The following is a 22,617-nucleotide window of genomic DNA, read 5'->3' on the forward strand; positions in this document are numbered from 1 at the left end:
GGTGTTCGACTCGATATTTCGGAGATGGCGGAATCGGCACATCCTGGTGTTGTGGGGCATCTGGCGCATGGAAGGTGGTGTTGGCAGGGGGAACATGCGTGCGTTTCCTTGTTCCGGGTCATCCGCGACGCCGTGGCAGCCATCGCCCCAGCCCCATTGGACGTGCCGTGTGCAAGGCATCGCGCAACTGTGCGACGCTGATCCGGCGATCCGCTTCGTCCAACGCCAGGGCAGTACGCAGCGCGCGCCAGCAGCGGCGGGGCAGTTGCGCGGGGGCTCTCAGCTCCCGGTCGAGCTGCTTGGCCTTGGCTTGCCGCGCGCTGAGGCGTTGGTAGGGGTGCTTGCCGGTCAGCAGCTCGTAGAGCACGCAGGCCGCCGCGTAGAGGTCGGTGGCGGGCGAGAGGGGGCCGCCTTCGAGCAGTTCGAGGGCGGCGTAGCGGGGCGTCCAGGCGGCGAAGCGGGCGCGCGCCAGTTTTGGCAAGCCCTCCAGAAGGCCCTGGCTTGCCTGGCCCAGGCCGAAGTCGAAGAGGCGTAGACCGTCCTCGGCCAGGAGCAGGTTGCTCGGCTTGACGTCGCCGTGCAGCACGCCGCGTTCATGGGCGTGGGCGAGAGCGGCCAGCAGGTCGCCGGCCAGTTCGGCGAACTCGTGCCGGGGCAAACCTTCAGGGCACTCGCAGAGCAGTTGGTCGAGGGTCGGGCCGCGCAGCAGCTCCAGTGTGATGAAGGCGCGCTGGCTGGCCGGGTCCACCTCGAAGCTGTGCGGGCGCACCACGTGTGGGTGATGCAGGCGCAAGGTCAGGGCGTACTCGCTATAGAGCAGCGCGTTGGCGTCGGGATACTCGGCGAACTCGGCGTTGAGCAGCTTGAGCGCCATGTAGGGCTCGGGTTCGCCGAACTGCTCGCGCAGCAGGTCGCGGGCGCGGTAGACGCTGCTCATTCCGCCCACGCCGAGCAACCGTTCCAGCTGATAACGGTCGCACAGGGCCTCGGGCAACGGCTGGTCGGCGAGGGCTTCCGAATGGCTCATAGGCGTACTACCACGGCGGTGAGGTTATCGCGGGCCGCCCCTTGCAGTGCCTGCTCGAACAGACGCTCCAGTGCGGCATCGGGCGAGGCGAGGGCGAGCGCATGGCTCAGGGCTTCCTGGCTGAGGGAGCGATAGAGCCCGTCGCTGCACAGCATGAAAACGTCGCCCGGATAGGTCTCAAGGCCGAGGACGCCGAGCGAGAGTTGGTCGCCGGCGCCTATCGCTCGAGTCAGCGCATGGGCGGAGGGGTTGCAGCGCGCCTGCTCAGCGCTCAGGCCCTGCTCGTCGATCAGTCGTTGCTCCAGCGAGTGGTCGCGAGTGAGCTGGTAGAGCCGATGGCTGCGCCAGAGATAGCAACGGCTGTCGCCTGCCCAGACGCAGGCGGCTCGAGAACCATCGAGCAGCAGCGAAACCACGGTACTGCCCATGACCGGCCTGGGTTGCTCGCGGACGACGGTAGGCTCCTCGCAAAGCCGGCGATTGAGCCCATGAAGACACTGGCGCAACTGTCGCAGACGCACCTCGAAGCCGGCCTGCATCGGCAGCTCTGCGAGGTTGTCGACGACCAGGCGGCTGGCGCGTGCGCCACCGTGGTAGCCGCCCATGCCGTCGGCGACCACCCAGAGCCCCTGCTCCGGGTGGTCGAGGAAGGCGTCCTCGTTGTGCTCGCGCACCTTGCCGGGGTGGCTGCGCGCCGCGCTGCGCCAGAGGCTGCCGGCGGCCATCAGAGCGACACCGGCAGGTGGAAGCGGCGCAGGGCGGCGAGGTCGAACGGGTTCGGCTCGCGCTGTGCCAGCACCAGGTAGCTGGCGCGCAGCCCGTCGATGTCGGCCTTGAGCATCAGCACATCGCGACCGCTGTGGTACTCGCTGTGCATCTGGTCGAAGAGGCGGAACAGCGACCAGGGCCCGCTGTCGCTTTCCAGGCTGGCGCGGCGGCCGCCGAGTTCTTCCAGGGTCAGGCCGCTGCGGTCGTTGTCGGTTTCCGCCGGCCACTTGAAGGTCATCGGCACTATGGGGCCGTGGCGGTACTCCAGGCGCTGGCCGGCGAAGCGGAATTCCGCACGGTGCAGGTTGGCGTCGATGCTGTGCGGCTCCAGCCTGAACTGCACCTGGGGTTCGGCCGGGTTGTCGGTGAAGAAGCTGCGACGGATCGCCTGGACGTGGCCCAGTTGCGCGAGGAAGTCGTGCGAGACCGGCAGGCTGCGGCCATCGACGCTGCGCAGGCGGTAAGCCTCCGCATCGCCGCTGACGAAGGGCCGCAGGTAGGTTTCGAAGAAGCGCTCGGCGACGCCCTGGGCCTTGAAGAACTCGCGGAAGTCGGCGATGGCTACATCGCTTTCGCTCTGCGGGTTGAACGGATAGCGCTGGTTGAGGGCCTTGAAATAGAAGCTGTAGAGCTCGCTCTGGTAGCGCTGGTTGAGGTAGAGGTGGGCATCGTCCAGCACCAGGCTCCAGCTGTCCTCGGCCAGCAGCGAGAACCATCCGTTGAGCGGTGGCGGCAGGCGCGTGGCGCTGGTGCGTAGCGAGGCCAGTGCGTCGAGTTGGCCGCCCATGCGGTTGCGCGCCAGTTCGAAGGCGGCTTGCTGCGGCTGGCTGGCGTGGCTCAAACCTGCCAGTTGCAACTGCAGGCCGTTGAGTGCTTGCAGCACTGGCGGCAAGTCGGCGCTGGGTGCGCCGTTGTCGTCGAGCAGCCGTTGCAGCGGCTCGAAGCGGCGCCGCATGGCCAGGCGCGCGCTGTCCGGCAGGTTCTTGGCGAGCGCGTCGCGGGCTTGGCCGGCCGCAGCGGCGGCGATCTTGCCCACGGCTCCCTGCTTGCCACTGGCTTCGAGGGCCGCCACCGCTTCGCCGGCGCCTTCCGCCACCCCTGGCAGCAGCGTGTTGTCGCGCACTTCCTGCAGCAACTGCAGCAGCGGCGAGTTGGCCGCGGTGAGGGCGGCAACCTCGTCGGCGCCCTGGCTGGTGTCGAGCAGCGGTTGCAGCTGCACCCGGTTGACCGCTTCGCTCCAATGGTCGGCGTAGTCGCGGAAGTACAGCTGCTGCAGCTCGACCATCAGGCGGACGAAGTCCTGGCCGCTGAGGCTGCTGCCTTCGCCGAGCACCCAGTTGTCGCGCAGGAACTCGCGGACCAGGGGTTCGCCCTGGGTGATGAAATAGCCCTGGTAGCCGGTGCGGGTATAGAGGCCGGGAATCGCGTAGTCGGCGTCGGTGAGCAGTGCTCCCTGCGGGCCGAGGTGCTGGCTGAGGCGATATTCCGGGAGGCTGCGCGCCTGCTCGCGGAGCAGCCGATAGACCACGCTGGCCAGGGGCTCGCCCTTGAGTTTCTGGCGCGCCTGGGCAACCAGCGAATCGTTCAGCGGGTAGCGGAAGGGTTGTTCCAGCAGGCGGGCGAAGTGCCCGGCCAGGCTGTTCTGCACCTTGGCATTGCCGCGGTAGCGCAGCGACCAGTCTGCTGCAGCCCGCCGATGCACTGGCGCAGCAGGTGCGCAGTCTTCAGCGCCAGGGCTTGCCGGGCGTTATCGTCCAGCTCGTCCAGGTCCAGCCCCAATTCGCTGGCGAAGTTTTGCCAGAAGCGATCCGCTGGCTGTGGCGAAGGCGTTGCCGCAGCCGGCTGCGATTCCGGCACCAGTACCGGCAGCGGCAGGTTGCCGATCTCGACGCGGGTGTGGTCCGCCGGCTGCACCGGCGCTTCCGATGTTTCGCCGCCGAGGCGGACGCCATTGGCCAGGCCGATGGCACTGAGCGGGTCGAGGAAGGCGTCGTCGGGGATGAGGGCCGGCGCGGCGCTGGCGTGATCCGCGCGCGCCTGGCTTTCCACCAGCCGGGCGCGGATCAGGAAGGTGGCCAGGCGAAACACGTTGCCATTGGCTATGCGGTGTGGCGCGCCCTTGCCCAGCTGCGCCCCGTCGTCCATGAGCTGGGTGCCGTTGGTGCTGATGTCGGTCAGGTAGTAGGCACCGTCGCGATAGCTGATCGTGGCGTGCTGCTTGGAAAGCTCGTTGGTGGGGTCGTGAATCACCCAGTCGCAGTCGGCGTGGCGACCGATCACCCCGCCGGCCTGCCGGAAGGTCTTGCCAGCCGGCACGGCGGGCACCGATTGCAGGGCGCTGACGATTTCGAAAACCAGGTCCATGAAGGCGAACTCCTTGTTCAGTGGCGAGGCTTGATCGCCTGTGGCTCGCCCAGCGGGCGGTAGTCGTCGTCGTTGAAGCGGTAGTTGCCGCCGCAGGCGCAGAGGCCGAACAGGACGACGCAGCAGAGCAGCGCGGTGCGCCAGGGAAGGGAAGGCATCGGGTGTCCTTTTGAAGGGGGCGTAAGGGGGCGAGGGTGGCGAGGCATCAGCTCCAGTCCCCCGCCGGCCCGAACAGCTTGTCGAAGTCCAGCGGCCCGGCAGGGATGGCCCAATACTCGTTCGCGGCCTTGGGCGGAATCATGGCCAGGGGCTCCGGGTCATGGTTCGACGCGTGTGCCAGCCAGCGCTCCAGGGCCTGCTCCAGCATCGGCTCGGCCAGGTCGCCGTACAGGCTTTCCCGGGTCGGGCTGTCGAAGCGCAGGGAGTCCAGGCGCTGGAGGCTTTCTTCCAGTCGCCCGCGTTCGGCGGACAGGGCGTTCTGCGCGGTGATCGGCGCCTGCTTGTCGGCGGGCTTGCCCGGGGTATGCGCCAGCTCGCGCTGGACCTGCTGCAGGCGTTGCTTGACGTCCTCGAGCTGGGCTTTCAGCGCCTGCCGTTCGATCTCGGCGACCAGCGTCGCTTTCCCGTCCAGCGCCCGCTGCCAGCGGCGCAGCACGGCCCAGGCGTTGGGGATGTAGCTGTCGGTCATCTTGTGGTCGGAGAACTGCAGCAACTGGCCGATGAAGCCCGGCCGCACCGGTAGGTCGCGGTCGCTGTTGAAACCCAGCGCCTTGCTGCAGGCGGCCTCCTCGACGGTGTCGCAGCCGGGCTCCCAGAGAAACGCCGAACGCGCGCCGCCTGGCAGGTCCAGGGGCATGAAGTGCAGCAGCTTGCCCTGGTGCTGGTAGGGCTAGCGGCCTGCTTCACCTGGGCGACCACCGCGCCTACCGAGCCGGGTTCCGGCTGCCCTTGCGCTGCCCGCTGCAGCATCTCCGCCAGGCGCCGGCACTGTGGCAGCAGCAGTGGCGCATCGGCGCCCAGCTCCCGGCTGAGGATGGCCTCCAGACCGGTGAGGTTGTCGGCGAGTTCGCGGAAAAGGGGGAGCTGATCCTTGAGCGCCAGGTCCTCGGTGAACAGCGGTTCCAGCCGTGTGGTCAGCCAGCCCAATGCCGCCGCGCGGGTACGAGCCTTGGTCGGGTGGACGTCTTGCCAGTGCTGTTCGCACAAGCCGCGGATGAGGCCGATTCCGGCGTTAAGGCCCGGAAACGACTCGCACTGGTACAGCCCCCAGGTCAGCCAGGCGGCGACGCGCAGATCCTTCGACTGTTCGCTCAGCACGGTCTCGCTCAGTTGACGAACCCGCTCCCAGTCGAATTTTCCGGCGTCACCCAGCGCCAACCCTTTGCTCAGTTCGCGCTCCAGTTGTTCGTATTCGGGCGAATAGCGAGCGCTGGAACCGACATAGCTGTCACGGCTGATTGGGGTGCCCAGTAAATTCAAATAATGCATCGCCAGGTCCTTTTGATAATTCAAATTAACCTCCTGCGATGATTTGTCTCTGGGCGGGTATTTGTTGGTCTGTTATTCGCGATTGATAAAGGTGTAATCGTTTAGCGCCTAATATTTAGTGTTTGAGTGCTTGGATTGTCGGTGCCGAATTCGTGATTATTTGAAATTGTTTATCTCGGCTCGAAATTGATCTGTGTCAATTTTTTGAATTATTTCGAGTGATAACGTTTTTGCGGCTTTTAATTGCGGGAGATTGGTATATGCCGAGTGGGGATAGAAATCTGCTTCAAAAGGCCGCAGATTCATCCGGAGCCTCTAGTACTCCAGGATCTTATGCGCACAGTATTGGATGGGTTAATTTCGCAATGCAGAGATTTAGGGTGGGGCTCTCAACTGCTCAAGAGCGAAATATGTGTACCAATATGGGGAGGGTCGATGCCGGCGAACTGACAAACTCCGAAGCATCAATGGCCGAGGGGAAGGGGTTTCTGAAAGACGTTGCCAATTCCAATTTTTCGGGTAAGGACAGATTGGCGAGCCTCGCGGGGGTGGTTGCAAACATGGGGTTTGGGCCAGCATTCCATTATCCGACAGACCAGTACAACTATCTAAGAAACAAGGGTCAAAGTCCGGAGGTTCGCGCAATGATGCACGCGCATACATCGGGGGATACATTCTCCTGAATCTGGATTCCTACATTTTGTATGTAATTTCCTACAAGTCATTGAGGATTGATAAATGCCTACACCTGCCTATATCTCTATCACTGGAAAGACCCAGGGCAATATTACCCAGGGAGCCTTCACGGCAGATTCTGTTGGAAATGGTTTCGTGGAAGGACATGAGGACGAAATCCTGGTCCAGGAAATCAAGCACCTCATTCAACTTCCAACCGATCCGCAATCCGGCCAGCCGACCGGGCAACGTGTTCACCGTCCACTGGTATTCACCTGTTCCGTTAATAAATCCGTACCGCTGCTTTATCAGGCGCTGGCTTCTGGCGAGTTGCTCACCAAGGTTGTCCTGAAGCTCTACCGAACGTCAGTGAACGGCCAGCAGGAGCACTTCTTCAGCACCACGCTGGAAGACGCCGTGATCGTCAACATTTCCATGGCGGTGCCCAATGCGCAGAGCCCGATGTACTCCGACTTCACCCAACTGATCGACGTTGCGCTGTCGTATCGGAAAATCAGCTGGGAGCATGTCGTGGCCAATACCTCGGCGGCCGATGACTGGCGAGCACCCAAGGCCAGTTGATGGCCAGACCGGCCCCCTCAGGGGGCTGTTTCGCCTAATGACTCTCTCTTACGGCGCCTTCGGGCGCCGTTTTTTTGCCTGCTGCCCCTGCCAAAGCGCCCGCCACGAACCTTCGGCATCCCCCGTAGGAGCGGAACTCATCCGCGAGAATCCCCGTACCGATGCCCCTCGTAGGAGCGCGCCATGCGCGCGAATCGCGGCCATGGGCCGCTCCTACAGGGGCGTCGTGCCGTGCGGTTCGCGAGCGAGCTCGCTCCTACGGGATTTCCCCTATCCCACCGCTTAAGCCCCGCCTTCTGCGCGTCGCCTGTAGAGGGGAGCAGCTCCGTTCCCGGCAGGCGGAAACGCCGTTTCCGGGCTGGCTTCCGGTTTCTTCTGGCGGAAGTGTCCTTTCACCCTACGGATGTCTGGAAGCCCCGTTTCATGGGGCTTTCAGGCGTTGGCATCGATATTGCTATAAGGCTCGCAAAGGGGTACCTGACCATGGCAACCATAGATTCCGATTACGTCCAGAGCATGGCCACGCAGCTGGCCAAGTACGACATCCAGGCGTCGCAGACCCGGCTGAACCGTAATCAGACCAGTTACAACAACCAGCTCAGTGCTGTGAATCAGCTCAAGACCGCCCTGAGCACCTTCGACTCGGCAGTGACGGGCCTGAAGAGCACCACTAGCGGCGCCAGCAGCATGCTGGTCAACAGCGCGACCTTCAGCGACGACGGCTATGCCACCGCCACCGTCGGCGCCACTGCGACCGCCGGCAGCTACCAGTTCTTCGTCCAGCAACTGGCGTCCAAGGACCAGTTCGCCCTGCAGGGCCTGAGCGACAGCGACCTGGGCAGCGGCAGCCTGACCCTCGGCCAGAACGGCAAGAGCTTCAACGTCGACATGACCGGCGTGACCAGCCTTTCGGCGCTGGCCACCAAGATCAACGGCGCCAGCGACAACACCGGCCTCACCGCGACCCTGGTGCGCAGCAACGGCTCGGTCAACCTGGTGCTGACCAGCAACGACACCGGCGCCGACCAGGCCATCAGCGTGTCGAGCAGCAACACCGCGGTGCAGACCTCCATCGACGGCCGCAAGCAACTGACCAGCGCCAAGGACGCCATCGTCTACCTGGGTGGGCAGGGCGGCATCGAGCTGCGCAACGGCAGCAACACCTTCGACGACGCCATCGACGGCGTGAGCCTGACCTTCAACAAGGTCAGCGACCCGGCCGGCTCGCCCCTGACCCTGGACATCGGCCAGGACAAGGCTGGCACCACCAAGAAACTGCAGACCTTCCTCGACGCCTACAACGCCCTGGTGAGCAGCCTCTCCTCGCTCACCGCCAGCGGCTCCAGCAGCAGCTCGCGCGGCGCGCTGGCCGGTGATTCCAGCGTGCAGGCGATCAAGTCGGCGGTGAACGGCCTGATCCGCACCAGCTTCGGCGGCGCCAACCTGATCGCCTACGGCATCAGCGCCGACAGCAACGGCAAGCTGACCGTGGACAGCAGCAAGTTCGACAAGGCCCTGGCGCAGAACGCCGAAGGCTTCGAGAACCTGTTCAGTGGCAAGGGCAACCTGATCGACAGCCTGCACGACACGCTGAAGACCTACACCAGTTCCAGCAGCGGCCTGCTGACCTCGCGGGTGAACAGCCTGAACCAGAAGCTCAGTGACGTCAGCGACCAGCTCGATGCGCTGCAGACCCGCTATGACGCGTCCTACAACCGCTACCTGAAGCAGTACACCAACCTCATGCAAGTCATGAATTCCATGGACCAGACCTCCAGCATGTTCACATGACCTACTCGATGAACGAAGGCTACGACAGCTACCGCTCGGTGGACCTCGAGGCTCGCGCCGCCGCCGCTTCCCCCTACGAACTGGTGCTGGTGCTGTTCGACGGCCTGCTCGACGAGCTGGCCCGCGCGCGCGGCCATATCGAGGCGCGGCGCTTCCAGCAGAAGGGCCGTTCCCTGGAGAAGTGCATGAACATCCTCAATGGCCTCTCCAGCGCCCTCGACCTCGACGCTGGCGGGCAGGTCGTGCAGGACCTGGCGCGCCTCTACGACTACTGCATCTACAAGCTTTCCGAGGTCAGCGTGAGCCTGTCCCTGGACGGCCTGGACGAAGTGGTCGGGCTGCTCGGCACGCTCCGCGAGGGGTGGGCCGGTGTCCATGCCGCCCGTGGCTGACAACGTCGTGCGCGCCCTGCGCGAAGTCCACGCGCGCCTGGCCGAAGTGCTGGCGCTCGGCGACTGGCAGCGCCTGGGCGAGATCGATCAGTTGATCCGCGCGCTGCTCGAGCGCCTGGCCGCCGGCCCGGCGCTGGATGACGCCGCGCTGGCCGCCAAGCGCGATCTGCAGGCCCTGCACGAGCAGGCCCGGCAGCAAGGCTCGCGCGAGCTGGAACGCCTGCGGCAATTGCTCATGAGTCATCTGGAGTACGCCGAAGGGCGCTCCGCGTACATGCACATCGACCGCGTGTTGGCTGGGAGGTAAGGGTGCTGCAAGTGAATCCCGGTCTGGCGGCGAAAGCGACGCCGGGCAACGACGCGCCGCTGCCGGCGGCGCAACCGGGCAGCGTGCCGGCCATGGGCCGTGCCGACGGCGACCGCGACACCAAGGATGCGAAAGGCGCCAAGGGCAAGGCGGAAGCCGCGCGCGATGGCGCTACCGATGCGGTTGTGCCGGGCGATGTTTTCGGTGCTCAACTGGCCTTGCAGGCGGATGCCGCGCAGGACGCAGTGCCGGTCCAGGCGACCGGTGCCGATACGCCCCAGGACGCCCAGGCTGCGACGCCGACGCCGACCGATGTGCCCCAGGCCGAGCCGGCGCAATCTGTCGTGCCTGCCGCCGAGCAATGGCTGGCGAGCATGCTGGGTCAGCGCGAAGTGACCCTGCAGGCGCGTGACTCGGGCGCGGATGCGTCTGGCGTTGCGCAGGGCGTGCTGAAAGCCGCGCAGGCGGCCGCCAGCGCATTGCCTCAGTGGCGCTCCGGCCTGCCGGCCGTGCAGGCCATGCCGGTGCAGCCGGCAGGCGGCCAGGCGCTGCCATTGGCGGCCTTGCCGAAAGAGGCGCATGCCACGCCGGATGCCGCGCCGGGCAAGACCGACTCCACGCTTGACGACACCCTGCGCAGCCAGCTCGACAGGCTTGCCAGTCAGGTCGGCGAGCCCGCGGGCGCCTCGCCGGCAGCAAGCGCACCGACAGCACCTGCTCAGCCTTCGACGGCGCCGGCATCGATGCCGGTTCCGGAGCGCCAGCTGAGCCTGCAGGCGCCGGCCGAGCGCTGGGGCGAGCAGATGCTCGATGCGCTGCGCGACAACGTCGAGCTGCAACTGAAGCAGAACCAGCAGAGCGCGAGCATTCGCCTCGACCCCGCGGAACTGGGGCGCCTGGACATCCACCTGAGCCAGGAGGCCGGACGCCTGACGGTGCAGATCCACGCCCAGCAGAGCGACGTTGCGCGAATGATCCAGCAGGGCGCCGAGCGCCTGCGCCAGGACATCGCCGGCAACGGCCTGCAGGTGGTCGATGTGCAGGTCTCCGACGGTCGCACCGCGCAGCAGGGTTCGCAGCAACAGGCCCAGCAGGGGCGCGCGGCGCCCTGGCTGGAAGAAACACAAGTGCGCGCCGCGAATGGCGAGCAGGGCACGCCCGAGGATGCCGAACGGCGCCCGCGCGACGTGCTGGTAACCGTCTGAGGACGAGCAAGCAATGGATGAAATCGAGGTTCGCAAACCCTTTATGACAATGCCGCGGATCATGCTGCTGGTCACCGTGCTCAACCTGCTGGTCGCCGGCGGTGGCGTGGCGGCGACCTGGTTCCTGGCGCGGCCGCTGCTGGCCGAGCGCGCCCAGGCCGAAGCGGCCAAGGCTGGCGCGGACAAGGACAAGGGCAAGGAAGAAGAGAAGGAGCAGGAGCCGGCCGAGTTCGAGTTCTTCCCGGTCACCAAGATCATCGTTAGCCTGCCGGGCAGCGACGGCCGCGAGCACTACTTCGTGCTCGACCTGGTGCTGCAGGCGGAGCAGGGCACGGCGCAGAAGAAGCTGGAGCAGATCGACCCGATGGTGCGCAACTCGGCGGTGGCGCACCTGAGCGCGCTGACCTTCGAGCAGCTGCGCGGCAAGAGCGTGCCGGCGCTGCAGGCGGAGCTGGAGCAGGTGCTGCTCGCCGACTTCGCCACGCGCAAGGTGATCGCGCCCTTCCAGCATGTGCTGGTCAGCAAGCTGATCGTCCAGTAAGGCCACGGCCATGAATGCCCATTGCGCCCTCGACTACCAGAACCACGCACCGGCCGCCGGTCATCCGGCCATCGCGCCCGGCGCCGAACAGCAGTGGCTGCTGCGCTACCTGCCGCTGGTCAAGCGGGTGGTCAGCCAGCTGTCGCTGCAGGCCAACCAGGTGCTGGATCGCGAGGACATGGAGCAGATCGGCCTGATGGGCCTGCTCGAAAGCCTGCGCCGCTACGGCACGCCCGACGAGCATTTCGCCGGCTTCGCCGTGCTGCGCATCCGCGGCGCCATCCTCGACGAGCTGCGCCGCCAGGATTGGCGTCCGCGCCAGGTGCGGCTGCAGGCGCACAAGGTGCGCGACAGCATCCGTGAGCTGACCCGACGCCTGGGCCGCGCGCCCAGCGAGAAGGAAATCCTCGCCCACACCGGCCTCGACGAGCGCGGCTACCAGGACTACCTGCAGGCCGAGACTTCCGAGGCCATCGAGAGCCTCGACGCGCTGCTCGGCGAGGGCCTGGAACACCTGGCCGACGGTGAGTCGGCCCTGGAGGTGCGGGTGCTGCGCGAGCGCATGCTGGCCCAGGCCCTGGCGCAGCTGAGCGAGCGCGAACGCCTGGTGCTGACCCTGTACTACCAGCACGAGCTGAGCCTGAAGGAAATCGCCCTGGTCCTCGACGTGAGCGACGCCCGGGTCTGTCAATTGAGCAAGCAGGCGTTGAACAAGGCCTGCCGTTACCTGAGCGAGAGAAGCTGAATCATGCAGAAAGTCATAGGCGCGCTGATCATCGTCGCCTGCGTCCTGGGCGGCTACGCCATGTCCCATGGCGAAATGGGCGTGCTCTGGCAGCCGGCGGAAGTGCTGATCATCCTCGGCGCCGGTCTCGGCAGCCTGGTGGTGGCCAACCCGCGTGAAGTGCTGGTGGAAATGCTGCACCAGCTCAAGGGCGTGTTCGTCCAGAAGCGCCGGGGCGAGGAGTTCCAGCGCCAGCTGCTGATGCTGCTCTACCAACTGCTGGAGATGGTCGAGGTCGGCGGCCTGAAGGTGCTCGACGAGCACATCGAGGACCCCAGCCAGAGCGAGCTGTTCGCACGCTATCCGCTGATTCTCGAGGAAGACAACCTGATGGCGTTCATCGCCGACAACTTCCGCCTGATGGCCATGGGCAAGATCAGCGCGCACGAACTCGAAGGCTTCCTCGAGCAGGAGCTGGACGCCATGGAGCACGCGCTGCTGCTGCCGTCGAAGTCGCTGCACAAGGTCGGCGAGGCGATGCCCGGCTTCGGCATTCTCGCCGCGATCATGGGCATCATCATCACCATGGGCAGCATCGGCGGCACGGTCGCCGAGGTGGGCGCGCACGTCGCCGCCGCGCTGGTCGGCACCTTCCTCGGCATCTTCTTCTGCTACTGCGTGCTCGATCCGCTTTCCAACGCCATGGCGCAGCGGGTGAAGACCGAGCTGTCGGCCCTGGAGTGCGTGCGCACCACGCTGGTCGCCCACGTCGCCGGCAAGCCCACGCTGCTGGCGGTGGACGCCGGGCGCAAGCTGATCGAGCAGGACGTCAAGCCGGCCTTCCGCCAGCTCGAGACCTGGGTCAACCAGTACGAGGATGAAAGGGAAGCGGCATGAGGAAGCGCGCCGAACAGAACCACGAGATCATCATCAAGCGGCGCGGCAAGAAGGGCCACGCCGAGGAGCACAGCTCCGCCTGGAAGGTGGCCTTTGCCGACTTCACCCTGGCGATGATGGCGCTGTTCATGGTGCTGTGGATCGTGCAGCCGCGCAGCGCGCTGCAGAACCCGTCTTCCGGCGACCTGCAGAGCAACCCGCTGGTGGATGGCGGCGCCGGCGTTTTCGACGGCTCCAGCCGCAGCCCGATCGCCCTGGATGGCCTGCCCATGCCGGTGAACCCCCAGGACCCGACCCGTCCGGCGCAGCCGGCCGCCACGGCGACGCCCGAGGCGAATGGCGACCAGCAGCCGAACACCGCGAAAGAGCCGCGCCATTACGATTCGAATGTCGACCTGCAAGAGCTGGCCGCGCTGATCCGCGCCGTATCCGGACAGGTCGATGCGCTGGCCAACGTCGAGATCAAGGTGGTGCCCCAGGGCCTGCGCGTGCTGATCAAGGACGACCAGAAGCGCTTCATGTTCGAGCGCGGCAGCGCCAACCTCGATCCGCACTTCCGCACCCTGCTGGTCGCCCTGGGCGGCGTGCTGGCCAAGGTCGAGAACAAGCTGATCATCAGCGGCCACACCGATGCGGTGCAGTACCGCGGCGCCAATGGCTACAACAACTGGAACCTGTCCGGCGACCGCGCCCTGCGCGCGCGCAACGTGCTGGTGGAGTCGGGCCTGCCGGCGACCAACGTGCTGCAGGTGACCGCCCAGGCGGACGGCATGCCCTTGCTGCCGGCCGACCCGCAGAACGGCGCCAACCGCCGCATCGAATTGCTGCTGCTGACCGACAGCGCGGAGAAGCTCTATCGCCAGCTGTTCAGCGAAGACCAGGCACAGATCGAGTTCGGCCCGCACGGCGCTTCGTTCAGCGCACCGCGTGATCCGGCTGTGAAGGAAGGGCAGGGCGCGGCTGCGGCGGCACCGGCACCGACAATCGCAGCGCCTGCTGCACCCGCCGCAGCAGTCAAGGCTCAGTGATCGCCGGCGTAGCGCTCGGGGCAGAACAGTTGCCGGGTTTCCTCGGCGAACAGGCAATCGCCTTGCGGAACGAGGTCGATGACGTTGTTGCTCTCGCCGCCGTAAAGCAGGTCGAAAAGCAGCTCGTTGTCGGTTGCGCCGGCCTGCGTGAGTTCGCTTAGCTCGCTCTTGTCCACGCGCAGGCGCAGGTGGCCGAGGAAGCTCGATTCGACGCTGCCGGCGCTGCGCTGCACGGTGTCGCCCTGGCGTGTCATGGCGTAGAAGCGGTCGTTCTTCAGCAGCAGGCTGTATTCCAGGCGCAGGTCGCGGCCGTCGCTGAGCAAGAGTTTGCCGCTGCTGTGGTAGCGGCCGGCGAACTCGCTGGCGGAGCCGTATTCGAACCAGGCGCCGAGCAATCCGGCGGCCAGGCAGAGGCTGATCGCCGCACTGGCGGCGAGCCGGTGTACAGGTTTCATGGCAGGCAGCTCCGCAGTTGCCCGATGTCGAGGGCGGCCAGGCGGTCCTGGTGGACCACCAGCAGGCGCGTGGCGCCGTCGGCGTCACTGCAGGCGATCTCGTAGAACCCGGCGTGCCGTGACAAGGTGAAATTCATGGCGGCCGTACTCAGGGCGCCCAGGCGCACGCTGAGTTCGGCGGTCCGCTCGCGCAACTGGCGCAGGCGGTCGTGGTCGGCATCCAGATAGATGAAGTGCTTGTTGCCGACGCTGGTTTCTTCGCGGGCCAGGCGCGGCTGCTGGCTGAACAGGTGCAGCGCGGCGGCCAGGGTCAGCACGATCAGCAGCAGCGGGGTGGCCATGGCAATCCAGTCGAGCGGCCGCTGGCGTCGGGCGGGCGGCAGGATTTCGTCCAGGGAAATGGCCTTCGGCGGCTCTGGTGCTTGCGTGGGCTCGGCTTTCGGCGGCGGGGTGCGGCTGGCGTACTGCGGATTGAGCATGTAGCCCCGGCGGGGCAGGGTCTGGATGATCTCGCGGCGCTTTTCGTCGCCCAGGACCTGGCGCAGGGTATAGATCTGCTGGTTCAGGCTGCCCTGGCCGACCACCCGGTCGCTCCAGGCGTGGGAGAGCAGTTCGTCGCGCGCTACCACTTCGCCGGGCTCGCGCATCAGTCGCTCGAGCAGGCGGCTGCCGGAAAAGCCCAGCTCTACCTTTTCCTCGTAGCCGTCGCGGCGCAGGACCAGCTGATACAGCTCCGGATGGAAATGGGCGATGCAGCCGTCGCCCAGCCCGGTGCGGATGCTGCCCAGGGGAGCGGGTCGGACCTCGGGGGCCTGGGGAATCTGACTCATGTGCATGGGGTGCTGCGCCGGCCCGTTCTTGTAGGAATTGTTCGACGTTTGTAAGAAAGGGCCGACATTTTGGCGTCAACAAAATGTAGAGACAAGTCCCATTTCTGAATCTATGGGGCTTGACATGGATGGGGCAGACCTTTCCGACGAAACTTTTCGCCAAGCAACGACAAACGCCCCGAACCAGTCGGGGCGTTTGTCGTGGGAGGTGCTACGCGGCGGATCAGCCCAGCAGCGACATCACCATGCCAGGCATCTGGCCAGCTTGCTTGAGCATCGAGATACCCGACTGCATCAGCATGCTGTTCTTGGTCATGGAAGCCGATTCGGAAGCGAAGTCGGCGTCCATGATGGTGCCCTTGGCCACGTCGGTGTTGTCTTTCATGTTGGCCAGGTTGTTGGCGGTGTGGTTCAGGCGGTTGATGTTGGCGCCGAACTGGGCACGCAGGGTGCCGATGCTGTCCAGGGCCGAGGCGATCTTGTCGATCATGGCGTTGGCGCCCGAAGCGGTGGACAGCTCGGTGCCGCCGCTGGTGCCGCCGAAGGTGGCGGAGATGCCGCTCAGTGCGGTGGAAACGCCGCTGACGTTGGCCGAAGCGTCCAGGCTCAGGGTTTCGCCGCTGCTCGAACCGATCTGGAAGTCGACGTTGGCGGTGAACTTGCCGCCGGTGGCGAACAGCTTGTCGCCGGCGTAGCTGGTGTTGTTCATGATGTTGCCCATTTCCTTGCCGAGTTCGTCGAACTCGGACTGCAGGGCATCACGGTCGGTCTGGCTGTTGGTGCCGTTGGCGGCCTGGGTGGCCAGGTCCTTCATGCGCTGAACGATGTCGGTCATTTCGCTGAAGGCGCCTTCGCCGGTCTGCAGCAGGGAAACGGCATCGTTGACGTTACGGGTGGCGACGGCCATGCCGCGGGACTGACCGTCCAGGCGGGTGGCGATCTGCAGGCCGGCGGCGTCGTCCGCGGCGCTGTTCACGCGGAAGCCGGTGCCCAGGCGCTGTTGGTTGGTGGCCAGCTTGGAGTTGGTCTTGCTCAGGTTGGTCTGGGTAACGAGAGCGGAATAGTTGGTATGAATCGAGAGAGCCATGGACTTGATCCTTCGTAGGAGTGGGCTGTCGAAGCCGGCTTAGCTCGGCTGCTGAAGGGGTAGGGCGACGAACTTTCGGCGGCACTTAAATGGCGTTCGAAAATTTTTTCGCAGCACTCGAGAAACGCCGGAAGAAGCCCGGCGAACCGCGCCTTGTCGCCTTTTGGGGTGCCTGTCCAGGGCGCGGAAGCCGGACTTCCGCCTATGCTCGCCAAGGCTGCGCAGGCGGAAGCGCAACTCCTCTGCCTGTGCCTGGTTGCCCAATAAAATCAATTGTTTAGGCCTGCTCTGCAGGGTGGCGCGCTTTGTGCACCACGCGGCAAACGAGTTCTTTGCCCCGAGGTGTGTGTTGAGTCACTCCAACGAAGCCGGCCCGCTGGTCAGCGTGGTGATCCCGGCGTATCGCGCCGACTTCCTTGCCGATGCCCTGAGCAGCGTGCTGCTGCAGACCTACCGGCCGCTCGAGCTGGTGGTTTCCGACGACTGCCGCAGCGATGCGGTGCGCGCGCTGGTCGACGACTTCCGCGCCCAGGCCGATTTTCCCATCGTCTACAAGCGCAATGCCGAGGCCCTCGGCGAGCGTCTCAACACAGCTGCCGGCGTGGCGCTGGCGAGCGGCGAGTACATCAAGTTCCTCCATGACGATGACCGCCTCGCGCCTGGCTGTGTCGAGGCTTTGCTGGATGTGATGCGTCGCGAGAGCAATGTCGTGCTCGCCAGTTCGCGGCGCCGCCGCATCGACGAGGCCGGCGCACCGTTGCCCGACATTCGCGAGACGGCCTTCCCCTTCGCCGGCGACGTGCTGATCGACGGCCAGGACGTTGGCGGCTTCTTCGCCGAGCACCTGGTCAACTTCATCGGCGAGCCGAGTGCCGTGCTCTGCCGGCGCAGCGACCTGCTGGCGCTGGGCGACGAGCTGATGTCGCTCAACGGTGAGCGCATCTCCTGGGTCGGCGACCTGGCGCTGTACGTGAACCTCCTGCGCAATGGCCACCTGGCGCTGCTCGCCGAACCGCTGATGGACTACCGGGTGACTGCCAGCCAGGTGACCCAGCAGGGGCGCGACGATCCCTCGCTGTGGCTCTCGTGCCACGAGCAGTTCAAGCAGGCGCTGCGTGATCTCGGCTGGAATCGACCGGTCGCGACCTGTCACTGGTTGCAAGTGGCGCCCATTACCCGGGTCAAGACGCGTGCGTTCAGGAGCGTCGACCTGCTCACGGCCATCGCCCAGGCGGCCGGACATGGCGGTTTCTCGCTGGCCTCCTGGCTGGGCGTTCGCCAGCCGACCCCAGCCCAGCAGCGGCTGATCGACCAGCGCCTGGCGGAACGGGGCGGCGGTCCGCTGATCGAGATTCTGCTGCTCGATCTTCTTGGCGCTGCCGATAGGGTGCGGTGCAGCCTGGACAGCCTGGCCGAGCGCAACGGCTACCGGCGCTACGCCGTGCGGGTGCTGAGCGATGCGCCGGAACGGCTGGCCGGGCTGGGCGTCGAGTGCCTGCCGTTGGCGGGCGAGGCGCCGGTCAGGGCGGTCAACCGTGCGTTGGCATCGTCCACGGGCGACTGGCTGCTGATCGCAGACGCCGGAGTCGAGTTCACCCCCGGCGGCCTGCTGGTGGCAGCGCTGGATCTGCTCGAAGCCCCGGACAGTTGCCGCGCGGCATACGCCGACGAGGTGCTGCGTGTCGGCGAGGGCGATCTCGGCCTGGCCCTGCGCCCGGACGTCAACCTCGACCTGCTGCTCAGCTTCCCCGCCGGCCTGGCGCGCCACTGGTTGTTCCGTCGCGAGGCGTTGCAGGCGGCCGGCGGTTTCGACGAGGCAGCGGGCGAGGCCTTCGAGCTGGACTACCAGCTGCGCCTGATCGAGCGCGAAGGTCTCGCCTCGTTCGGCCACATCAGCGAGCCGCTGCTGCTCGCCGAGCATCCGCCGCTGGCCGATAGCGCCGATGAGCGCCGGGTGCTGCAGCGCCATCTCGGCGAGCGCGGTTATCCGCAGGCGCAGGTGCAATCGCGCTATCCGGGGCGCTACGAAATCGACTACGGGCATGCCTCGGCCCCGGCCGTCAGCGTACTGGTGGTCGTCGAGGGTGACCTGGGCCGGCTGCAGCGCTGCGTGCAGACCCTGATGGAGCAGACCGCCTACCCGAACTACGAACTGCTGCTGGTTTGCGTCGGTGCCCAGGACGCCGAGACCTGTGCCTGGCTGCGCGGCATCGAGGGCCTGGGCCAGGCGCGCCTGCGCGTGCTGCGCCAGCCGGTCGGTGAGGGTCGCGAGGCGGCCTGCAACGAGGCGGCGCAGGCGGCCAGGGGCGACTTCCTGCTTTGGCTGGGCGCCGGCGCCGGCATCCTCCAGCGCGATTGGCTGCAGCAGTTGCTCAACCACGGCCTGCGTCCGGAGGTCGGCGCGGTCGGTGGCAAGCTGCTGGCGGCCGATGGCACCGTGCGCCAGGGCGGACTGCTGCTCGGCCTGGGCGCGCCGGTGGGCAGCGCCTTCCACGGCGCCGCGATGGATGCGCCGGGCTACATGAGCCGCCTGCTGGTGGACCAGAACCACGCTGCGCTCAGCGGCGACTGCCTGTTGCTACGCAAGGCGCTCTTCCTCGAGGCCGGTGGCTTCGAGCGCGAGCCGAAGCTGGCGCGCTGGGCGGCGGTGGATCTGTGCCTGCGCCTGCAGCAGGCCGGCTACCTGAACGTCTGGACGCCGCGCGCGTACCTGATGATGGACTTGCCCGCGCAGCCGGCCGCCAGCGTCGAGGAAGAGGACGCCATGTTCCAGCGCTGGCTGCCGCTGCTGGCGCGCGACCCTTCCTATAACGCCGGCTTCGCCCTCGGCGGCGACCAGGGCTACACCCTCGGCGACCCGGTGCGGGCCTGGCGTCCGCTGCAGGGCTGGCAGCCGGTGCCGAGCCTGCTGGCGCACCCCGGCGACCTGCATGGCTGCGGCCACTACCGGGTGATCCAGCCGTTCAACGCGCTGCGTGCCGAGGGCGCGCTCGACGGCAGCATGTCGCTGACCCTGCTCGACGTGCCGAGCCTGGAGCGCTACCAGCCGGACATCATCCTGCTGCAGCGCCAACTGGGCGACCAGCGCCTGGAAGCGATGCGCCGCTACCAGGCATTCTCCCGCGCCTTCAAGGTCTACGAGCTGGACGACTACCTGCCCGGCGTGCCGATGAAGAGCATCCACCGCCAGCATTTCGTGTCCAGCGACATGACCCGCTACCTGCGTCGCGGGTTGTCCTACGTCGACCGTTTCGTGGTTTCCACCGAGCCGCTGGCCGAGGCCCTGGGGCACCTGCACAGCGACGTGCGGGTGATGCGCAACTGCCTCGACCCACTGTGGTGGGGCGACCTGAAGAGCGAGCGGCGCGTCTCGGCCAAGCCGCGCGTGGGCTGGGCCGGCGGCTCCAGCCACACCGGCGACCTGGAGCTGATCGCCGACGTGGTCAAGGAACTGGCCAACGAAGTGGAGTGGGTGTTCTTCGGCATGTGCCCGGAGAAGCTGCGCCCCTACGTGCACGAGTTCCATCACGGCATCCCCATCGCCCGCTACCCGGCGGCGCTGGCGGCGCTGAACCTCGACCTGGCGCTGGCGCCGGTGGAGCAGAACCTGTTCAACGAGTGCAAGAGCAACCTGCGCCTGCTGGAGTACGGTGTCTGCGGCTTCCCGGTGATCGCCAGCGACGTGCGCTGCTACCAGGGCGAGCTGCCGGTGACGCGGGTGAAGAACCGCTTCAAGGACTGGGTCGACGCCATCCGCATGCACCTGGCCGACCTCGACGCCAACGCGCGCATGGGGGACGAGCTGCAAGCGGCCATCCGCCGCGACTACATGCTCGAGGGCGCCAACCTCGAGCGCTGGCTGCAAGCCTGGCTGCCGAGTTGAGGGAGACTGCCATGACCGACAAGACCCTCTACGTCACCCAGCCGCACTTGCCGCCGCTGGAAGAGTTCCTGCCGTACCTGGAGGAAATCTGGGAGCGACGCATCCTCACCAATGGCGGCCCGTTCCACCAGCAGCTGGAAAAGGCGTTGTGCGAGTACCTGGGTGTGGAGCACATCGCGCTGTTCGCCAACGGCACCCTGGCGCTGGTCACGGCGCTGCAGTCGCTGCGCATCACCGGCGAGGTGATCACCACGCCGTACTCGTTCGTGGCGACGGCGCACTCGTTGTTGTGGAACGGCATCAAGCCGGTGTTCGTCGACATCGACCCGCACTCGCTCAATCTCGATCCACGGCAGATCGAGGCGGCCATCACCCCGCAGACCACGGCGATCCTGCCGGTGCACTGCTACGGCCGGCCGTGCGACGTCGAGGCGATCCAGCGCATCGCCGACAACTACAACCTCAAGGTCATCTACGACGCCGCGCATGCCTTCGGTGTGCGCGACGCCGGCGGCAGCGTGCTGCGCCATGGCGACCTGGCGATCCTCAGCTTCCACGCCACCAAGGTGTTCAACACCTTCGAGGGCGGCGCCATCGTCTGCCCGGACGCCAAGACCAAGCAGCGCATCGACCACCTGAAGAACTTCGGTTTCGTCGACGAGGTGACGGTGGCGGCGCCGGGCATCAACGGCAAGATGAGCGAGATCAACGCCGCCTTCGGCATGCTCCAGCTCAAGCACGTGGATGCTGCCATCGAGCGTCGTGGGCAACTCGACCGCCAGTACCGCGATGCGCTCGGCGAAGTGGCCGGCCTGCATTGCCTGCCGCGCGACGGGGCTGCGCGGGACAATCACGCCTACTTCCCGATCCTGGTCGAGGACGGCTACCCGCTGTCCCGCGATGCGCTCTACGCGCGGCTGCGCGAACACGGCATCCACGCGCGGCGCTATTTCTACCCGCTGATCTCCGATTTCCCGATGTACCGCGGCCTGCCTTCGGCGCAAAGCGGCAACCTGCCGGTGGCCGCCGGCATTTCCGAGCGGGTGCTGTGCCTGCCGATCTACCCCGACCTGACCGACGAGCAGCAACAGCGCGTGATCGACGTGCTGCGTGCCTGCGCCATTCCAGCCTTCGCGAGCCAAGCCCCATGCGTCAGTGTTCCCTGTGCCTGAGCCAGGTGCCGAATTTCCTGCCCCTGCCCGATAACCTGGTGCGCCTGTTCAACCGCCTGGAGGTCGACTATTCGCTGGAAGACTTCGAGACGCTGAATGTCGGCCAGTACAGCTGCCCGAGCTGCGGCGCGGCGGACCGCGAGCGGCTCTACGCGCTCTTCGTGCGTGCCTGCCTGCAGTGGGGCGGCGAGCAGCCGATGCGCATTCTCGACATCGCGCCGGCGCCGGCCCTGTCGCGCCTGCTCAGCGGCCTGAACCACGTTCACTACCGCTCCGCCGACCTCTGTTCGCCGCTGGCCGATGACCAGGTGGACATCACCGACATGGCGCTCTACGCCGATGCGTCCTTCGATTTCATCCTCTGCTCGCATGTGCTGGAGCACGTGCCGGATGACGCCAAGGCCATCGCCGAGCTGTACCGGGTGCTGGCCCCGGGCGGCGCGGCCATCCTCATGGTGCCGATCCTGCTGGGGCGGGACGCAACCGACGAGGACCCCGCCGTCGACGACGTCAACGAGCGCTGGCGGCGCTTCGGCCAGGACGACCATGTGCGCATGTATGCCCGCGAGGACTACCTGGCGCGCCTGCGTCGGGGCGGTTTCGAGGTGCTCGAGCTGAACAGCGCAACGTTCGGCGAAGGGGTGTTCCGCCAGCACGGCATCACCGAGCAATCGGTGCTCTACATTGGCCGCAAACCAGGAGGCGCCGAATGACCTGCCTCGACGTGAGTCGCATGGGCTTCAAGCACGTCGGCGAGAACGTGCGCATCTTCCCCGGCGCGAAGATCATCGGCTGCGAACACATCCATATCGGCAGCAACGTGATCATCGATGACTTCGTGCTGATCTACGCCACCGCGCCGGTGTACATCGGCAGCTATGTGCACATTGCCTCGTTCACGTCCATTTCCGGCGGCAGCGTGGTGCTGGAGGATTTTGCCGGGCTGTCGTCCGGCGTGCGCATCATCGCCGGCAGCGAAGACTTCCTGGGCGGCGGCCTGACCAATCCCACCGTGCCGGCGAAATATCGTCCGGTTCAGCGTTCGGTGGTGCACATAGGGCGGCACGTCATCATCGGCGCCAATAGCAGTGTCATGCCCGGTGTGCATGTGGGCGAGGGGACGGCGGTGGGGGCCAACTCACTGGTAGGCAGATCGTTGGAACCCTGGGGCGTGTATCTGGGGAATCCGGTTCGACGGCTGAAGGAGCGCGAGTCGGAAACCATCCTGCGCCTGGAGCGCGAGCTGATGGCCGAGCGACCCTTCGAGCCGCTGGTGCCGCCAGATATGCGGGCGCTTTACGGCTGAAAGGTGGCGCTCGGTTTTCTGGGTTCCCGCGTTCGCGGGGATGACGCGCAGAGGAGGGCGCGGGATGCTGCTTTTCGCAGGAGCAATGGGCCCAG

At 66.3% G+C, this 22,617-nt stretch carries 22 protein-coding genes and 1 pseudogene; 13 read left to right on the forward strand and 10 right to left on the reverse strand.

The window, feature by feature from the left end:
• Positions 1-118 precede the first annotated feature (118 nt).
• From PKB_RS12440 to PKB_RS29100, 7 genes and pseudogenes are all read right to left on the reverse strand, one after another.
• Complete coding sequence (locus PKB_RS12440) at positions 119-1,027, reverse strand: serine/threonine-protein kinase (RefSeq protein ID WP_084166621.1); 909 nt, start codon at positions 1,025-1,027, stop codon at positions 119-121.
• Complete coding sequence (locus tag PKB_RS12445) at positions 1,024-1,752, reverse strand: PP2C family protein-serine/threonine phosphatase (protein WP_043252145.1); 729 nt, start codon at positions 1,750-1,752, stop codon at positions 1,024-1,026. The genes PKB_RS12440 and PKB_RS12445 overlap by 4 nt, the downstream gene beginning before the upstream one ends.
• A pseudogene (gene tssM / locus PKB_RS12450) lies at positions 1,752-3,482 on the reverse strand (type VI secretion system membrane subunit TssM); the annotation flags it as partial. The pseudogene tssM and the gene PKB_RS12445, both read right to left, overlap by 1 nt.
• Positions 3,380-4,159, reverse strand: a complete 780-nt coding sequence (locus PKB_RS12455) for an FHA domain-containing protein (protein ID WP_052355260.1) — start codon at positions 4,157-4,159, stop codon at positions 3,380-3,382. The gene PKB_RS12455 and the pseudogene tssM, both read right to left, overlap by 103 nt.
• Positions 4,160-4,176: 17 nt before the next feature.
• Positions 4,177-4,317 (reverse strand): hypothetical protein, encoded by a 141-nt coding sequence (locus PKB_RS12460; RefSeq protein WP_043252146.1) that lies wholly within the window; start codon positions 4,315-4,317, stop codon positions 4,177-4,179.
• A gap of 47 nt (positions 4,318-4,364) precedes the next feature.
• Positions 4,365-4,895, reverse strand: a complete 531-nt coding sequence (locus PKB_RS29860; RefSeq protein WP_167333365.1) for a hypothetical protein — start codon at positions 4,893-4,895, stop codon at positions 4,365-4,367.
• Positions 4,844-5,671 carry a type VI secretion system protein TssA gene (locus PKB_RS29100; RefSeq protein WP_084166623.1) on the reverse strand — a complete coding sequence of 276 codons (828 nt, stop codon included), beginning with the start codon at positions 5,669-5,671 and terminating at the stop codon, positions 4,844-4,846. Before PKB_RS29100 ends, PKB_RS29860 begins: the two co-directional genes overlap by 52 nt.
• A gap of 714 nt (positions 5,672-6,385) precedes the next feature.
• Between PKB_RS29100 and PKB_RS12475 the strand changes: the two genes are divergently transcribed.
• From PKB_RS12475 to PKB_RS12515, 9 genes are all read left to right on the forward strand, one after another.
• Entirely contained in the window at positions 6,386-6,904 is a 519-nt protein-coding gene (locus PKB_RS12475; RefSeq protein ID WP_043252149.1) for an Hcp family type VI secretion system effector, read from the forward strand.
• A 483-nt stretch (positions 6,905-7,387) separates the two neighbouring features.
• Complete coding sequence (gene fliD / locus PKB_RS12480) at positions 7,388-8,695, forward strand: flagellar filament capping protein FliD (protein WP_043252152.1); 1,308 nt, start codon at positions 7,388-7,390, stop codon at positions 8,693-8,695.
• A complete protein-coding gene (gene fliS / locus PKB_RS12485; protein WP_043252155.1) occupies positions 8,692-9,087 on the forward strand; it encodes a flagellar export chaperone FliS in 396 nt (131 codons plus the stop codon). Before fliD ends, fliS begins: the two co-directional genes overlap by 4 nt.
• A complete protein-coding gene (locus PKB_RS12490) occupies positions 9,071-9,394 on the forward strand; it encodes a hypothetical protein (protein WP_043252156.1) in 324 nt (107 codons plus the stop codon). The genes fliS and PKB_RS12490 overlap by 17 nt, the downstream gene beginning before the upstream one ends.
• 2 nt (positions 9,395-9,396) lie before the next feature.
• Positions 9,397-10,599, forward strand: coding sequence for a flagellar hook-length control protein FliK (locus tag PKB_RS28755; RefSeq protein ID WP_052355262.1), 1,203 nt, complete (start codon positions 9,397-9,399; stop codon positions 10,597-10,599).
• 43 nt (positions 10,600-10,642) lie between these two features.
• The gene (locus tag PKB_RS12500) at positions 10,643-11,140 is read left to right on the forward strand and encodes a flagellar basal body-associated FliL family protein (RefSeq protein WP_043257254.1); all 498 of its coding nucleotides are present in this window, start codon (positions 10,643-10,645) and stop codon (positions 11,138-11,140) included.
• A gap of 10 nt (positions 11,141-11,150) precedes the next feature.
• A complete protein-coding gene (locus PKB_RS12505; protein WP_043252159.1) occupies positions 11,151-11,885 on the forward strand; it encodes a FliA/WhiG family RNA polymerase sigma factor in 735 nt (244 codons plus the stop codon).
• A 3-nt stretch (positions 11,886-11,888) separates the two neighbouring features.
• A complete protein-coding gene (motA, locus tag PKB_RS12510) occupies positions 11,889-12,761 on the forward strand; it encodes a flagellar motor stator protein MotA (RefSeq protein WP_043252161.1) in 873 nt (290 codons plus the stop codon).
• Positions 12,758-13,789 (forward strand): OmpA family protein, encoded by a 1,032-nt coding sequence (locus PKB_RS12515; protein ID WP_052355263.1) that lies wholly within the window; start codon positions 12,758-12,760, stop codon positions 13,787-13,789. The genes motA and PKB_RS12515 overlap by 4 nt, the downstream gene beginning before the upstream one ends.
• Here the strand turns inward: PKB_RS12515 and PKB_RS12520 are convergent.
• The 3 genes from PKB_RS12520 to lafA all read right to left on the reverse strand — a co-directional run bounded on the left by PKB_RS12520 (position 13,783) and on the right by lafA (position 16,161).
• Positions 13,783-14,244: a hypothetical protein gene (locus PKB_RS12520; protein ID WP_043252163.1), complete on the reverse strand. Its 462-nt coding sequence runs from the start codon at positions 14,242-14,244 to the stop codon at positions 13,783-13,785. The genes PKB_RS12515 and PKB_RS12520 overlap by 7 nt on opposite strands.
• Positions 14,241-15,074: a winged helix-turn-helix domain-containing protein gene (locus tag PKB_RS12525; RefSeq protein ID WP_043252165.1), complete on the reverse strand. Its 834-nt coding sequence runs from the start codon at positions 15,072-15,074 to the stop codon at positions 14,241-14,243. The genes PKB_RS12520 and PKB_RS12525 overlap by 4 nt, the downstream gene beginning before the upstream one ends.
• Positions 15,075-15,297: 223 nt before the next feature.
• On the reverse strand, positions 15,298-16,161 hold the full coding sequence (gene lafA, locus PKB_RS12530; protein ID WP_043252167.1) for a lateral flagellin LafA: 864 nt from the start codon (positions 16,159-16,161) through the stop codon (positions 15,298-15,300).
• A gap of 346 nt (positions 16,162-16,507) precedes the next feature.
• Between lafA and PKB_RS12535 the strand changes: the two genes are divergently transcribed.
• The 4 genes from PKB_RS12535 to PKB_RS12550 are packed head-to-tail and all read left to right on the forward strand — an operon-like array spanning position 16,508 to position 22,522.
• Entirely contained in the window at positions 16,508-20,044 is a 3,537-nt protein-coding gene (locus PKB_RS12535) for a glycosyltransferase (protein ID WP_422613529.1), read from the forward strand.
• An 11-nt stretch (positions 20,045-20,055) separates the two neighbouring features.
• Entirely contained in the window at positions 20,056-21,216 is a 1,161-nt protein-coding gene (vioA, locus tag PKB_RS12540; protein ID WP_052355265.1) for a dTDP-4-amino-4,6-dideoxy-D-glucose aminotransferase VioA, read from the forward strand.
• Entirely contained in the window at positions 21,192-21,929 is a 738-nt protein-coding gene (locus PKB_RS12545; protein ID WP_043252170.1) for a class I SAM-dependent methyltransferase, read from the forward strand. Before vioA ends, PKB_RS12545 begins: the two co-directional genes overlap by 25 nt.
• On the forward strand, positions 21,926-22,522 hold the full coding sequence (locus tag PKB_RS12550) for an acyltransferase (protein ID WP_043252172.1): 597 nt from the start codon (positions 21,926-21,928) through the stop codon (positions 22,520-22,522). Before PKB_RS12545 ends, PKB_RS12550 begins: the two co-directional genes overlap by 4 nt.
• Positions 22,523-22,617: the final 95 nt, after the last annotated feature.

Origin of the sequence: Pseudomonas knackmussii B13 (assembly GCF_000689415.1) — a bacterium.
In the GTDB taxonomy this organism is placed as follows: domain Bacteria; phylum Pseudomonadota; class Gammaproteobacteria; order Pseudomonadales; family Pseudomonadaceae; genus Pseudomonas; species Pseudomonas knackmussii.

Bases quoted from the DNA above. Each gene is read 5' to 3' on its own strand.
- PKB_RS12460 (WP_043252146.1), bottom strand. From the start codon at position 4,317: ATGCCTTCCCTTCCCTGGCGCACCGCGCTGCTCTGCTGCGTCGTCCTG.
- PKB_RS12520 (WP_043252163.1), bottom strand. From the start codon at position 14,244: ATGAAACCTGTACACCGGCTCGCCGCCAGTGCGGCGATCAGCCTCTGC.
- motA (WP_043252161.1), top strand. From the start codon at position 11,889: ATGCAGAAAGTCATAGGCGCGCTGATCATCGTCGCCTGCGTCCTGGGC.
- fliS (WP_043252155.1), top strand. From the start codon at position 8,692: ATGACCTACTCGATGAACGAAGGCTACGACAGCTACCGCTCGGTGGAC.
- PKB_RS12490 (WP_043252156.1), top strand. From the start codon at position 9,071: ATGCCGCCCGTGGCTGACAACGTCGTGCGCGCCCTGCGCGAAGTCCAC.
- fliD (WP_043252152.1), top strand. From the start codon at position 7,388: ATGGCAACCATAGATTCCGATTACGTCCAGAGCATGGCCACGCAGCTG.
- PKB_RS12445 (WP_043252145.1), bottom strand. From the start codon at position 1,752: ATGGCCGCCGGCAGCCTCTGGCGCAGCGCGGCGCGCAGCCACCCCGGC.
- PKB_RS12550 (WP_043252172.1), top strand. From the start codon at position 21,926: ATGACCTGCCTCGACGTGAGTCGCATGGGCTTCAAGCACGTCGGCGAG.
- PKB_RS12505 (WP_043252159.1), top strand. From the start codon at position 11,151: ATGAATGCCCATTGCGCCCTCGACTACCAGAACCACGCACCGGCCGCC.
- PKB_RS12440 (WP_084166621.1), bottom strand. From the start codon at position 1,027: ATGAGCCATTCGGAAGCCCTCGCCGACCAGCCGTTGCCCGAGGCCCTG.
- lafA (WP_043252167.1), bottom strand. From the start codon at position 16,161: ATGGCTCTCTCGATTCATACCAACTATTCCGCTCTCGTTACCCAGACC.
- PKB_RS12500 (WP_043257254.1), top strand. From the start codon at position 10,643: ATGACAATGCCGCGGATCATGCTGCTGGTCACCGTGCTCAACCTGCTG.
- vioA (WP_052355265.1), top strand. From the start codon at position 20,056: ATGACCGACAAGACCCTCTACGTCACCCAGCCGCACTTGCCGCCGCTG.
- PKB_RS12515 (WP_052355263.1), top strand. From the start codon at position 12,758: ATGAGGAAGCGCGCCGAACAGAACCACGAGATCATCATCAAGCGGCGC.
- PKB_RS12455 (WP_052355260.1), bottom strand. From the start codon at position 4,159: ATGGACCTGGTTTTCGAAATCGTCAGCGCCCTGCAATCGGTGCCCGCC.
- PKB_RS12475 (WP_043252149.1), top strand. From the start codon at position 6,386: ATGCCTACACCTGCCTATATCTCTATCACTGGAAAGACCCAGGGCAAT.
- PKB_RS12525 (WP_043252165.1), bottom strand. From the start codon at position 15,074: ATGAGTCAGATTCCCCAGGCCCCCGAGGTCCGACCCGCTCCCCTGGGC.
- PKB_RS12545 (WP_043252170.1), top strand. From the start codon at position 21,192: ATGCGTCAGTGTTCCCTGTGCCTGAGCCAGGTGCCGAATTTCCTGCCC.